Here is a 14,118-nt window from a genome sequence, read left to right on the forward strand (position 1 = left end):
CTAGCATAAAAAAAAAAATTCGGCTGAAACCAGCCGAAAAAGTGGGGTGGCTAACGCGGCTTGAACGCGCGACCTTCTGAACCACAATCAGATGCTCTACCAACTGAGCTATAGCCACCATTACGGCGCGAAACCCTTCGGGAATCGCACAACAGAGGAATACTATACACGATTTTTTAAATTTATGCTAGTCCATCTTCATTCGGCGCGTCGCACGACAATTCGACATTGCGTAATGTAAGAATATAGTTATGAGTTTTTCGCAAAAATCAGATTCAAATAATGAATTAAATGAAAGCGTTACGAACGAGCGAATTTTTGGTATTTTTGATTCAAAGTTACATACAACAAAAGTTCTTCTTCTTGGCTCTGGAGAACTTGGCAAAGAGATTGCTATAGAACTTATCAGGCTTGGCATAAGAGTATGCGCGGCAGATAGCTATGCGAACGCTCCAGCAATGCAAGTAGCTCAAGAGAATCGCGTTCTAGATATGAGCGACTCTAAAGAGTTACAAGACTTAATAAACGATATAAACCCAGACATAATAATTCCTGAAATTGAAGCAATATCAACTCAAATACTAAAAAATGTTGTAAAGAGTAAGAAAATTCAAGTTGTTCCAAGCTCTGATATTACTGCAATTGCTATGGACCGTGAAGCTTTGCGAAAAATTTCACACGAAAAACTAGGATTGCCAACAACACCATATCGATTTGCTTCTAACTATGAAGAATTAGAAAAAGGAGCAAAAATCGTAGGATATCCATGCGTCGTGAAACCAATTATGAGCTCATCTGGTCATGGTCAATCAATAGTAAAAAATCCTGAAAACCTACAAAATGCTTGGATAGAAGCACAAAATGGAAGAAGATCTAAGCATAAGAATCAGAACACGCAAAACGCTGATATATCTCGCGTAATTGTTGAAGCTTTAGCACCATTAGACTACGAGCTAACAGTACTGACTGTAAGCTCCAGCGCTGGAATAACAACATGCGAACCCATTGCACAATTCCAAAAAAATGGCGATTACAGACAATCATGGCAACCAGCAAATATACCAGAAAACGTTCGAATCAACGCTCAAAATATTGCTAAACGAGCCGTTGAAGGTCTATCTCAAATAGCAAGAGAAAACGGAGAAACTGGGTGGGGCGTTTATGGAGTTGAACTCTTTGTTCTTAAAAACGGTGATTTACTTTTCAACGAACTATCCCCTCGTCCGCACGATACTGGCATGGTTACAATGATTTCACAGTATTACAGCGAGTTTGCTCTGCATGTTTTAGCGATTTTGGGTGTTCCTATTACTCAAAAGCACACTGCTCTTTGCTTAAAGAATAATGAAGTCGCTTTAAGCCATGCTCTTGTTGTAGAAGGTAACGGAAAAATTGGATTTACGAATGTAGCAAAAGCGTTAAACACTGAAGACTGTGCAAGATGTGATATACGCATCTTTGGAAAGCCAGAAGTTCATGGCTCAAGACGCATGGGTGTTATTTTGACAGTAGCAGACAACGTAAGTGATGCAAAATCTTGTGCGACACGCATTGTTAGCGACTTAAGCACTGTAGAGCTACCGTCTTAAAGCATTGGAAAATCAAGGTTTTTACTGGTTTAAGACATTAAAAAATTAAAAAATAATACAAAAAAATTGTAGGTAACAATTGTTAGTCTGAACGTGCTGACAAGGTTGGATAAACCTTCAAATAATGTTGGTTTTCGCCTACAGCCATAGATGCAACAAGAGAGGCACGTCAATGGAAAAACTTGACAAGTTGTATGAAGGCAAAGCAAAGAAATTGTATGCCACTGATAACAATAATGTGTTGTGGGTGGAGTACATGAATCAGGCAACAGCTGGCAACGGTCTTAAAAAAGCTCAAATTGCTGGCAAAGGCAGCTTAAACAATCAAATAACTTCTTTACTATTCCATCTCCTTGAAGCGCGTGGCGTAAAAAGCCACTTCCTAGGGCGCGTTTCTAGCACTGAGCAGCTTGTAAAACGCATGAAAATGTTCCCATTAGAAATAATAATGCGAAACACTGCTGCTGGATCTTTTGCAAAACGTTATGCAGTAAAAGAAGGCACTCCTTTAAAGAAACCATTATTGGAATTCTGCGTGAAATCCGACGAACTTGGCGATCCATTTATTAATCCTGAAGGCGTTGTAGCTCTTGGCTTAGCAACAGATGAAGAGCTGGCAGAAATTACGCGCCAGGCTCATGCTGTTAATAATGCATTACTTGATGTTTTCTCTAAGATTGACGTACAACTTGTTGACTTCAAGATTGAAGAAGGCGTTGACTCTAAGGGAAACATTCTGCTCGCTGACGAAATAACGCCAGATACTTGCAGGCTTTGGGATAAGCGCAATACAAATAATTCTGAAGTAAGCCACTTAGATAAAGATTTATTCAGACGAGATTTAGGAGATATAATCCCAGCCTATGAGGAGATATTCTCAAGGCTTAAATCTCTTGCTCAAAGCGAAGGCGTAAACTTCGACGAAATAAATCCAAATAATTATGTTGAAGAATGATTTTTAATGTGGCTCGCATCTTTCGAGGTGCGAGCCACGCGCGTTCTTAAAGCAAAACTAAACGAAACTTAAAACAAAACTGAAAAAAAAACTGAAAAAAACAAAACAACCAAAATAGCCAAAACGTACAATTACAAGGCAGGTTTACCGTGGTATTTCGCGTTTATGTTGAAAAGCAATCTGGTTTCGATGTTAAAGCACAGCATCTTAATCACGAGCTTAAAGAAATTCTAGGAATAGATTCTTTAAAATCAACGCGCATAATAAACAGGTATGATGTTGAAGGAATATCGGAAGATCTATTCAACACTGCTATCAAAACAGTTTTTAGCGAACCACCAGTCGATAACACCTATGATTACCTGCCCATAAGCACAAGCGAACATGTTTTTGCTATGGAATTTCTTCCAGGACAATTCGATCAGCGAGCAGAATCTGCAAGTGAATGCATACAGCTTATAAGCCAAGGAGAGCGACCAAGAGTAAGAACCGCACAAATCTTGGCTTTTAAAGGTGATTTGTCTAAAAAAGATTTAGACGCAATTAAACACTACGTAATTAATCCAGTTGAAGCGCGCGAAGCATCTTTAGATAAAGTCGATACTTTGCAAACAGAAACAGTTATTCCAGCGAATGTAGAAGTTATCAACGGATTCACCGATTTAGACGAACAAGGTTTAAAAAAGTTCATAGAAGATCGCGCGCTCGCAATGGACTTGGAAGACGCAAAATTCTGCCAGAACTATTTTAAAAACGAAAATCGCAATCCAACTATTACAGAAATCAAAGTAATAGACACATATTGGTCTGATCATTGCCGCCATACAACTTTTGGTACGCATCTTACAAACATAAAAATAGACGATGAGCAGGTACAAACCGCATTCAATCGTTATCTTGAAATGCGAGAAGAGCTTAAGCGTACAAATAAGCCGATTTGCCTTATGGATATGGCAACTATTGGTGCAAAGTATTTGAAGCATAATGGAATTCTTAAAAATCTAGACGAATCCGAAGAAATCAACGCTTGCACAGTAAAAATCAAAGTTGACGTAAACGGACACGATGAAGATTGGCTGTTTTTGTTTAAAAACGAAACGCATAATCATCCTACAGAAATCGAGCCTTTTGGTGGCGCTGCAACATGCATTGGCGGATGCATTCGCGACCCTCTTTCGGGAAGATCTTACGTATATCAGGCAATGCGAGTAACTGGCGCTGCAGATCCTAGAACGCCAATAGACCAAACTCTTGAAGGAAAATTGCCTCAAAGAAAAATCGTAACGTCGGCAGCTGCAGGCTACTCTTCTTACGGAAATCAAATTGGACTTGCAACAGGCGAAGTACACGAGATTTACCACCCAGGATATGTTGCAAAACGAATGGAAGTGGGTGCTGTTGTAGCCGCTACCCCAGCAGACCATGTTCGAAGAGAAACACCTGAGCCAGGAGACCTGATTATTCTTCTAGGTGGACGAACTGGAAGAGACGGAATAGGCGGAGCAACTGGCGCTTCTAAAGCTCAAGACACTGATAGCATCGAGGAATGCGGAGCAGAAGTTCAAAAAGGAAACGCTCCTATTGAACGCAAACTGCAACGACTTTTCCGCCGCAAAGATGCATGCAGACTTATTAAGCGTTGCAACGATTTTGGTGCTGGAGGCGTAAGTGTTGCAACGGGTGAAATTGCAGATGGCTTGATTATTGATTTAGATAAAGTGTCTAAAAAGTATGAGGGTCTTGATGGCACGGAGCTCGCGATTTCTGAATCTCAAGAGCGAATGGCAGTCGATGTTGCTGCAAGCGATGCCGACGAATTTTTGTCCTACGCGCGTCAGGAAAATTTGGAAGCACAAATTGTAGCTATAGTCACAGAAGAAGCCCGAATGAAAATGACTTGGCGAGGAAAAACAATTGTAGATCTAAGCCGTGAATTCCTAGCTTCTAATGGAGCTCCAAAAGAGCAGAATATTCACGTTGAAAGTGGCGAAAACTATACTTCAAAGTGGCAAGATATAAGTGGCGAATACGCTAATAAATCTTTTGGCGAGCGCATGAAAAATCTTGTTTCCAACATAAACATTTGCTCAAATAAAGGTCTTAGTGAAATGTTCGACTCCACTATTGGAGCTGCAACAGTTCTTATGCCTTTTGGAGGCAGACGTCAGCTTACTCCTGCACAAGCAATGGTTGCAAAATTGCCAGTTTTTGGAGAAACGAACACCGCTTCTGCAATGTCATGGGGCTTTAACCCATATATTATGGAAAAGAATCAATTTACTGGAGCTTACTTAGCTGTTGTTGAATCTTTGGCAAAGCTCACAGCCAGCGGTTTTACTATAGAAAATGCTTATTTAAGTTTGCAAGAATATTTTGGAAAGCCTCATAATGTTCCAGAACGTTGGGGAAAACCAATGGCAGCCATTCTTGGAGCTTTAAGCGCACAAATTGACTTTGGTGTAGGAGCTATCGGCGGCAAGGATTCTATGAGCGGAAGCTTTGAAAATCTTGATGTTCCACCAACACTTATTTCTTTTGCTGTTTCTACAGGAGACGCAAGAAATGTTGTTTCGCCAGAATTCAAAAAAGCCAATAGTAGAATTTTAAGAATATTGCCTAAATATAAGGAAGATGGAATCACGCCTAAATCTCAAAGCTTCTTAGAGGCGATTAGGATTGTGGAAAATCTTACCTCAAATAAGCATGCTCTTTCAGTTAGCACTCCTGGATTTGGCGCTAGTGCGGAAATCTTATTTAAGATGACTTTGGGAAATCATATTGGGTTAAAGCTTAATAATGCGATTAGCAAGAATGATTTGTTTAAGCCAGCATATGGGTCGTTCTATGTGGAACTTAAAGATGATTCTGAACTTACGTATGCAAATTCAGATCTTGTAAGCGTAGATGTAGTAGGCGAAACTTTTAATGAGTTCGAGTTTTGCGTAGAAAACGAGAAACTTAATTTAGCTAGTTTGCAAGAAGATTGGGAAAATACTTTAGAAGATATATTCCCGTATCGAGCTAAGGGAGACTCAGTTCCTGCTATAAACTCTAGTGAACTGAAGTCTTCTCATAACCACATGCGTTCTCATAGAAAAACTCCACTTAGCCATCCTCGCGTAATCATTCCAGTTTTCCCTGGTAATAATTGCGAATACGACACTCAAGCTGCTTTTGAAAAAGCTGGAGCGAAATGCAAAACGCTTATAATCAACAACTTAAGCGCTGATAATATTGCGCAATCTGCAAAAGATCTTGTTGATGAGATTAATAAAAGCCAAATTGTTATGATTCCAGGCGGATTCTCTGGAGGCGATGAACCAGATGGTTCAGCCAAGTTTATAGCAGCTTTCTTTAGAAATCCTGCTGTTAGTGACGCTGTTCGCGATTTGCTCAATAATCGCGATGGCTTAATGCTCGGTATTTGCAATGGTTTCCAAGCTCTTATTAAACTAGGGCTTGTTCCATTTGGAGATATTGTTCCAATTGATTCAGAATGCCCAACTTTAACTTTTAACACTATTGGAAGGCATCAAAGCAAGATTGTTAGAACTCGTGTTTCTTCTAATCTTTCTCCATGGCTTTCAAACTGCAAAATTGGCGATGTTCATAGCGTAGCAATATCGCATGGCGAGGGTCGATTCGTAGCCCAGCCAGAAGTTATGGATGCGCTTATACAAAACGGTCAAATCGCAACACAATATGTTGATAGCAATGGAGTTCCAAGCATAAATCTTAAAGTGAATCCGAACGGTTCACTTATGGCCGTAGAAGGAATCACTAGCCCAGATGGCAGAGTGTTTGGAAAAATGGGACATTGCGAACGCAGCGGTAGCGGTTTGTACGTGAATATTCCAGATTTTAGAACACAAAACATTTTTAGCGCTGGAGTCGAATACTTCACTGCATAACGTGATTTTTGTAGCAAGTTTATAGGAAAATCTTGATTAAGAATCTAAAACAACAGGGGGTGTTTGATGTCTGCAGAGCTTGAAGGCATTCATGAAGAGTGTGGCGTTTTTGGCGTTTGGGGTCATTCAGATGCTGCTAGATTAACATATTTCGGATTGCATGCACTGCAACACCGAGGTCAAGAAGGCGCTGGAATCGTATCAAACGATAATGGTCATCTTAAAGGTTACAGAAACTTAGGTCTTTTAACTCAAGTTTTTGCAAACGAAGACATTATGAAGAAACTCACTGGAAACAGCGCAATTGGGCATGTTCGCTATGCTACTGCTGGTTCGGGAAGTGTTGAAAACATTCAGCCTTTTCTTTTTTGCTTCCATGATGGAGATGTTGCTTTAGGGCATAATGGCAATCTTACTAATTGCACAACTCTTAGAAATAAGCTTGAAGATGAGGGAGCAATCTTCCACTCAAATTCGGATACTGAAGTGTTAATGCATCTTATTAGAAGATCAAATAAAACTTCTTTTATGGATAAGCTTAAAGATGCTTTGCAAATCGTTCATGGTGGTTTTGCCTATTTGCTTCTAACTGAAAAGGAGCTTATTGGCGTAACAGACCCGAATGGTTTTAGACCTCTTTCTTTAGGAAGAATGAGTAATGGAGCTTATGTACTCGCATCCGAAACTTGCGCATTAGATATTGTTAGGGCAGAGTTTATTAGGGATATTGAGCCTGGCGAAATAATTGTTATTAATGATAATGGTTACACGATTGACCGTTATGCTGAGAACGTTCAGCATGCTGTGTGTTCCATGGAGTTTATTTATTTTGCACGCCCTGATTCCGATATTTATGGAATTAATGTTCATTCTGCGCGCAAACGCATGGGAGCGCGATTAGCTAAGGAATCTCCTGTAGATGCAGATATGGTGATTGGCGTGCCTAATTCTTCTCTTTCTGCAGCAGCAGGTTATGCAGAGGCTAGTGGTATTCCTAATGAAATGGGATTGATTAAAAACCAGTATGTTGCTAGAACTTTTATTCAACCAACTCAGGAGCTTCGTGAGCAGGGAGTTCGCATGAAGCTCTCCGCTGTTAGAGGCGTTGTTAAGAATAAGCGTGTAATTGTTATTGACGATTCTATAGTGCGCGGAACAACATCTAAAAGAATTGTTCGTCTTCTTAGAGAAGCTGGTGCTAAAGAAGTTCATATGAGAATTTCTTCACCTCCACTTAAATACCCTTGCTTCTATGGTATTGATATTCAAACCACTAAAGAGCTTATTGCTGCAAAGCATTCTGTTGAGCAGATTCGACAATATATTGAAGCAGATTCTTTAGCCTTCTTATCTTTAGATGGATTAGTTGAATCAATCGGTTTAAATAAGCCAGCGCCTTATGGCGGGTTATGCGTAGCGTATTTTAACGGCGACTACCCTACTGCTTTAGACGATTATAGGTATGAGTTCCTCGCATCTCTTTCTAAAGAAGATAAAGAAGTTTTAGAAAATATTAAAAAGAATAGTAAATACAATTTTTAAGTAAAACTTAACTGATATTAAACAAGCAGAAAGGATTTTCCAATGCCACACGCATATGAAGAAGCTGGCGTTAGCGTAGAAGCAGGCTACGAAGTAGTGCGTCGTATTAAATCGCATGTGAATCGCACGAAGCGCCCAGGCGTTGTAGGTGGCATCGGCGGATTCGGCGGCTTATTTGATTTGGCATCTCTTGGCTACAAGGAGCCAGTGCTAATTTCTGGCACAGATGGTGTAGGAACCAAGCTTGTGATTGCAAAAATGATGAATAAGCATAACACTATTGGCATTGATTGCGTTGCAATGTGCGTAAACGACATTGCAGCTCAAGGTGCGGAGCCGCTTTTCTTCCTCGATTACATTGCGTGTGGAAAAAACAATCCTGAAATACTGGAGCAAGTAGTTTCAGGCGTTGCAGACGGTTGCGTGCAATCAGAAGCAGGTTTAATTGGCGGCGAAACTGCCGAAATGCCTGGAATGTACGACGAAGACGAGTACGATCTTGCAGGTTTTGCAGTAGGCGTTGCAGAACGTTCGAATATTGTTGACGGCTCCACTATTACTGCCGGTGATGTGCTTATAGGATTGCCTTCTTCGGGAGTTCATTCAAACGGATTCTCTCTTGTTCGTAAAGCCCTGTTTGAAGAAGCAGGTTTTAGCGTCGATACGAAGTTGGATGAGCTTAATGGCAAAACGCTTGGCGAAGTTCTTCTTGAACCTACTCGAATCTACGTAAAAGCTTTGAAGCCACTTTTTGCTGAGCATCTTATTAAGGGAGTTGCTCATATTACAGGCGGCGGATTTATTGAAAATGTTCCGCGCATGTACGCAGATGATTTAGCCGCAAAAATTGACACTACTAGCTGGAGCGTTCCACCTATTTTTGGCGTTATTGAAAAAGCTGGGAAAGTTGCTCACTCTGAAATGTTCAACGTTTTTAATATGGGCATTGGCATGGTTTTGGCAGTTGATGAAAGCCAAGCAAACAAGGCAATGCGTATATTAAACGAGCATAACGAAGCCGCTTATATTATTGGCAAAATGGCTAAGCGCGAAAACGCTGCAGTTGATTTGTTGTGAACCGCAAAAACGCAAAAACGCAAAACAGTAGACAGCAAAATCTTAAAGCAATAAAGGATTAAAAATGAAAGTTTTAGTAGTTGGTTCTGGCGCTCGCGAACACGCTATTGCACACGCGCTACTTAAAGGAGAAAGCGTTGAAGAAGTAACTGTTGCTCCTGGAAATCCTGGTATTGCAGCAGATGGCATTCAAACTGTAAACATAAGTCAATCAGATCATGACGCTCTTATTAAGTTCGTTAAAGACAACAACTACGATTTTGCGTTTATTGGCCCTGAAGTTCCGCTTATGAATGGCATAGTGGATGATTTTGAATCTCAAGGAATCCCAGCATTCGGACCAAACAAAGCTGCAGCTCAAATTGAAGGCTCTAAAGATTTCGCAAAAAAGCTTATGGCTCGTCACAACGTTCCAACTGCATCCTACAAAACATTTGACACTTTGGAACCAGCACGCGCATACGTTCTTGAGCATGGTGCTCCAATTGTTATTAAAGCGGACGGTTTAGCTGCAGGAAAAGGCGTTACTGTTGCTATGGATGAGCAAACAGCAATTGAGGCTTTGGAGGATATTTTCGTCGATCATCGTTTTGGTCAAGCCGGAGCAAAAGTTGTTATTGAAGAATTTTTGCAAGGTCAAGAGTTTTCACTTATGAGTTTTGTAAGCGGAACTGATTTTTGGGTTATGCCTATTTCTCAAGACCACAAGCGTGCTTATGACGACGACAAAGGACCAAATACTGGAGGCATGGGAGCTTATAGCCCTGTTCCACAAATTAGCGACGAAACAGTTCAGCGTGCTATCGACGAAATTGTGCGCCCAACCGTTGAAGGACTAGCTAAAGAGGGTACGCCTTTTACCGGTGTGCTTTATGCTGGCTTAATTGATACAGCTTCAGGTCCTAAAGTTATTGAGTTTAATGCTCGTTTTGGAGACCCAGAAACAGAAGTTGTACTTCCTCGTCTTACTTCAGATTTTGGTGCAGCTATATGGAATATTTTGCAGCATAAAAATCCGACTTTTACTTGGAAAGATAGCGGTGTTACGCTCGGCGTAATCATCGCTAGCGAAGGCTACCCTGGCACTTTAGTTACCGGAACTCCTCTTCCTCAAATTCCTGTTGACGAAAATCAAGGTCAGCACGTGTATTATGCAGGAGTAAAAAGCGATGAAGAAAGCGGCAAACTTCTTACTTCTTCGGGTAGAGTAGCTCTTGTGCAAGTGCATGGAGACGACGTAAAGGACGCTCAAAACAACGTCTACAGCATATTAGATAAGCTTAATCTTCCTCACATGTTCTTTAGGCATGACATTGCGTCAAAAGCACTAGACTTGTAGAGGATTAGCCAACTATCTGATTATCTTAAAAACCAAGAAAGTTTGTATTTTTAAGATAATGTTTCCCAGCTGTAATGTCGTACTGAATCAAGCGGTAATCATGCAATAATTGCTTAGTTTCTTTATTCATATTATTAGCAATCATTGGCTTACCATGATTATCCAGATAGATGGATTGTCCTTCTGGAATCCTATCCCAACCTTGAATCTTATTGACTACAGGAGGCTCCATAGCACTAACCTTATCGTGTAATTTAGTAAGGAAGGCTATATAAGGCGAAACCTTGGAATTAGTATGAGATGCTACTTGAGATATGAAGAAGTTTGGAGACGAATAAGTATTTTTATGAATATTTTTAATCTTATTTGTCTCAATAGCTTTTCTGTTTGACCAAATAAAGTAGTCAGTTAAATGCAAATCGAGAGAATTATTTTGATCCGCACTAGCCGTACTATATACGCCAGGAAGATGATCGCCGTAAAACACAACGGTAACAGGCTTGTCAATAGAATCAAGATTCTCTAAGAACTTTTGCGTAGCATGATCCGTGTAATTAACACCCTTAGCATATGTTTCAATTGAGGATGTTTCCGATTGTCCTAAATTAGGTGAACCATCTTTTGCTTTTGCAACAAAATCATTATTCTTATACCAATTTCTATAAGGCATATGATTTTGCATTGTGACTACTTGCACAAACTGCGGTTTTTTACTAGCAGAAATTGACTCAACTGCGCTATCGTAAGCTGAAGAATCTGAAACATAAGGAGATTTATCCAACATTTTTCTATGAGAAATAATATTAGTACCTTCAAGAGCATAAAACTTACTAAAACCGAACTTCTTGTAGTTTATTGATCTAGAATACATGCTCGGCTCATATGGATGAAAAGCTACAGAATTTTCTTCACTACCCCAATATCTGTTTATTGTAGGAGTCCAAGAAGAATTTGGAACAAGCTGCTGATACGGGCTTGTAAGAGATGAATTGAAGTTCACCATGCTCAATCCCGTAAGAGACATATATTCGAGATTCGCCGTTCCCCCACCATAACCAGAAGAAAGCATTAAACCACTATCTGTTTTCTCTTTCAAAGAGCTTATAAATGGCATTGGATTCTTATTCAGTTGCAATCCTGGAACCCTCATTGGATTTGAGAAAGATTCCGAAAGTACATAAACCACAGTATTGTCTGAAATTTTGCTTTTGCGAGAAACATTGATTTTCTTAGCTTCAGTATCATATTTTTTTAGAAGAGCTTTCATAGTGGATTCATTGTAATCCGATGGTTTATCCATAACTTTTGGATTCACTTGTCTTAAGAAAGCAACTAAAGCACCGTTTCTTTGCGAATCATAAACAGAATCCCACATCGCAGGAGCATCGCCCATAAACTTAGCAAAACCGTTAGCACTAGAACCAACTGTTCCAACCCCAGAAACATACCATCCAAGACCCAAAAAACACACTAAGCATGTAACAACTCTAATTACAATAGAAATACGAAAATCCTTAGTAAACACGATTTTTCCGCGATTTACATCTACAAAATGCATAAAAATAGCAGCAATAACAGCTACAAGTACAGCAATTATGGAGCAGACAATCACGGCTATAGCATTATCTGGCAGAAAAGATGCGATATTCCCCGTATTACTCTTTAAAAAGTTCAAGTCCGCTGGAAGAATTGTCTCGTATCTAACATTAACCTTCATATACTCGATTACAGAAATTATTACAGATAATGTAATCAGAATAAGTGTAGTAATCCAAAAACGATTTATTACCATCAACAGAATTCCGTAAATTAGAGCAACTATAAGCAGATTCAAAACGAATACAAAATTTAAGCTAATCCACATTTTTGAAATTATGTTCCATGCGCTTGCCGAAAGCGAGGAAGTCATTTCTACTCGTCCAGACCTTTGAACAGAAAGCTGCACAATCATAACCATTATTGCATCAAATACAACGAACAGAACCGCATACAACCATCGCGGAATCGCAAGCTTAAAACGTTTAAAAATAGTAAGAAAATTGCTTAATGGCAATTTCACACCCTTCTAATTACATGGCTAATACATAACTCATTTACGCATCTATGTTACAAGTACATCTTAATTATCGCTATCGTCATAAATAAACATAACTTGTAGTAAACAATTGTGTATATTCATACTTTTGACGTATTGTAATAAACCCTGTATCTTTTATCATTATAATTGATGACATAATATAGAAAATTTTAAGGATTACGAATTATATTATCAACGGCTGTATTTTTGATAGCTCTAATCTAGTGAGGTTTTAAGGAACAGTAAGAATGAAGTTTATTGCCACAATTAATCTAATGCACGGCATACTACCTGTAAGTATATTCACAATATCTGGATTATGCTTAGCTGTCCTTTTAATAACAAAATCTAAAAAAATAAAGTATTTTCCATCTCTTTTAACACAATTAGGTTCTGCGTCATTATTCGCACTTATATTTGGATTTATAACTTGGCTTATTTCAGACGTTTTTCTTGTATTCGGAGTAAGCCTAGGATGGCTTGTGATTTTTTCTATTGCAGGAGGATTTGCAGCCGTAGGCTTTGCTTTAAGCGCTGCGATAATATCTAAAGGATATAGAAGAGCTTTCGCAATATTTTCAATTATTTTGTTTATTTTAGCCACAATGATTCGCGTAAATATGATTTATGGCGAATACACAACTATTGGATCAGTATTTGGATTAGGTAATTATCCAAAGCTTGAAGAGCATAATAAACATAATGGGGTTATGGAAATAGCTGATTGGAATTCACTCGCAGCACAAAACAAGCTCCCAAAAATACCATCCAAAGGAATAAGTAGATCCGTTAAAATTCCAGCAACAACATCTAACTTCCGTGCTCGCACCGCAAACGTCTACTTACCTCCAGCGGCTTTAACAAAATACGCTCCAAAACTGCCTGTAATGGTTCTTCTTTCTGGTCAACCAGGAAGCCCTAATAGGCTGTTTGCTGCGAGCGAAATTGTAAACACCTTAGACGCTTATGCTAAGGATCATAATGGTTTAGCTCCGATTGTTGTGTCCCCAGATCAAAACGGTACTGCAACACATAATTCTCTTTGCGCTGATACAAAGGTTTATGGAAAAGCGCAAACTTATTTGACAAAAGATGTTGTTAATTGGATTCATAAAAATCTGCCAGCAAGCAACAATCCAGCACTTTGGCTAATGGGAGGATTTTCTCAAGGAGGCACTTGCGCAACTCAGATTGTTCCAGCTTATCCTAAACTATTTGGAAACATGTATTCTGCAGGCGGAGAACTAGAACCAACATACAAGAATCGCAATGAAACAATAAAACGCTATTTTGATGGAGATCGCAAAAAATACGAAAAGCATATTCCAGCAAACATAATGAGAAAAAATGCTCCTTTAAAACAAAATTATTACTCTATAGCTGGAGCTTGGGATCCTAAATCGCAAGTAAATCAGTCTAATATTGCTATAGCAGCTCATAAGTCTGGAATAAGCGTTATAACCATGATTTCTAAAGGATCTGGACACGATTGGCATACCGTTCAAAATGGGTTAAAAGTTGTAATCGACCATCTTTGTAAAGATTCTGGAATAACAAGCAATTATCCAGATTTAAACTCTTATAATAATATTCAAGTGGTTATCAATCAGAAGGTGAGGCGATAAATC

The 14,118-nt window shown here is 39.3% G+C and carries 8 protein-coding genes and 1 tRNA gene; 7 read left to right on the plus strand and 2 right to left on the minus strand.

All coding sequences use genetic code 11. The features are described 5' to 3' along the window. Window positions 1-42 precede the first annotated feature (42 nt). A tRNA-His gene (locus tag HXT24_RS05115) sits at window positions 43-118 on the minus strand. 133 nt (window positions 119-251) lie between these two features. Between HXT24_RS05115 and purT the strand changes: the two genes are divergently transcribed. The 6 genes from purT to purD all read left to right on the plus strand — a co-directional run bounded on the left by purT (window position 252) and on the right by purD (window position 10,413). Beyond that, window positions 252-1,589 (plus strand): formate-dependent phosphoribosylglycinamide formyltransferase, encoded by a 1,338-nt coding sequence (gene purT / locus HXT24_RS05120; protein ID WP_422119273.1) that lies wholly within the window; start codon window positions 252-254, stop codon window positions 1,587-1,589. Between the two features lie 172 nt (window positions 1,590-1,761). Continuing rightward, complete coding sequence (gene purC / locus HXT24_RS05125; RefSeq protein ID WP_004125997.1) at window positions 1,762-2,544, plus strand: phosphoribosylaminoimidazolesuccinocarboxamide synthase; 783 nt, start codon at window positions 1,762-1,764, stop codon at window positions 2,542-2,544. 149 nt (window positions 2,545-2,693) lie between these two features. After that, on the plus strand, window positions 2,694-6,455 hold the full coding sequence (locus HXT24_RS05130) for a phosphoribosylformylglycinamidine synthase (protein WP_422119274.1): 3,762 nt from the start codon (window positions 2,694-2,696) through the stop codon (window positions 6,453-6,455). Between the two features lie 66 nt (window positions 6,456-6,521). After that, on the plus strand, window positions 6,522-7,997 hold the full coding sequence (gene purF, locus HXT24_RS05135; protein WP_422119275.1) for an amidophosphoribosyltransferase: 1,476 nt from the start codon (window positions 6,522-6,524) through the stop codon (window positions 7,995-7,997). Window positions 7,998-8,039: 42 nt separating this feature from the next. After that, window positions 8,040-9,074 (plus strand): phosphoribosylformylglycinamidine cyclo-ligase, encoded by a 1,035-nt coding sequence (purM, locus tag HXT24_RS05140; protein WP_422119276.1) that lies wholly within the window; start codon window positions 8,040-8,042, stop codon window positions 9,072-9,074. Window positions 9,075-9,138: 64 nt separating this feature from the next. Beyond that, on the plus strand, window positions 9,139-10,413 hold the full coding sequence (gene purD / locus HXT24_RS05145) for a phosphoribosylamine--glycine ligase (RefSeq protein WP_422119277.1): 1,275 nt from the start codon (window positions 9,139-9,141) through the stop codon (window positions 10,411-10,413). A 25-nt stretch (window positions 10,414-10,438) separates the two neighbouring features. On the opposite strand, the gene HXT24_RS05150 is transcribed toward purD, so the two are convergent. After that, window positions 10,439-12,472 (minus strand): LTA synthase family protein, encoded by a 2,034-nt coding sequence (locus HXT24_RS05150; RefSeq protein ID WP_415685769.1) that lies wholly within the window; start codon window positions 12,470-12,472, stop codon window positions 10,439-10,441. Window positions 12,473-12,738: 266 nt separating this feature from the next. Here HXT24_RS05150 and HXT24_RS05155 point away from each other — a divergent pair, with 266 nt between their 5' ends. Then, window positions 12,739-14,115: an alpha/beta hydrolase-fold protein gene (locus HXT24_RS05155; protein WP_116692047.1), complete on the plus strand. Its 1,377-nt coding sequence runs from the start codon at window positions 12,739-12,741 to the stop codon at window positions 14,113-14,115. Window positions 14,116-14,118 lie beyond the last annotated feature (3 nt).

The sequence above is a fragment of the Gardnerella sp. DNF00354 genome, from assembly GCF_049262755.1.
GTDB lineage: Bacteria > Actinomycetota > Actinomycetes > Actinomycetales > Bifidobacteriaceae > Bifidobacterium > Bifidobacterium vaginale.

Coding starts and splice junctions, on each gene's coding strand:
- purD (WP_422119277.1), top strand. CDS start 9,139: ATGAAAGTTTTAGTAGTTGGTTCTGGCGCTCGCGAACACGCTATTGCA.
- purF (WP_422119275.1), top strand. CDS start 6,522: ATGTCTGCAGAGCTTGAAGGCATTCATGAAGAGTGTGGCGTTTTTGGC.
- purM (WP_422119276.1), top strand. CDS start 8,040: ATGCCACACGCATATGAAGAAGCTGGCGTTAGCGTAGAAGCAGGCTAC.
- purC (WP_004125997.1), top strand. CDS start 1,762: ATGGAAAAACTTGACAAGTTGTATGAAGGCAAAGCAAAGAAATTGTAT.
- HXT24_RS05155 (WP_116692047.1), top strand. CDS start 12,739: ATGAAGTTTATTGCCACAATTAATCTAATGCACGGCATACTACCTGTA.
- purT (WP_422119273.1), top strand. CDS start 252: ATGAGTTTTTCGCAAAAATCAGATTCAAATAATGAATTAAATGAAAGC.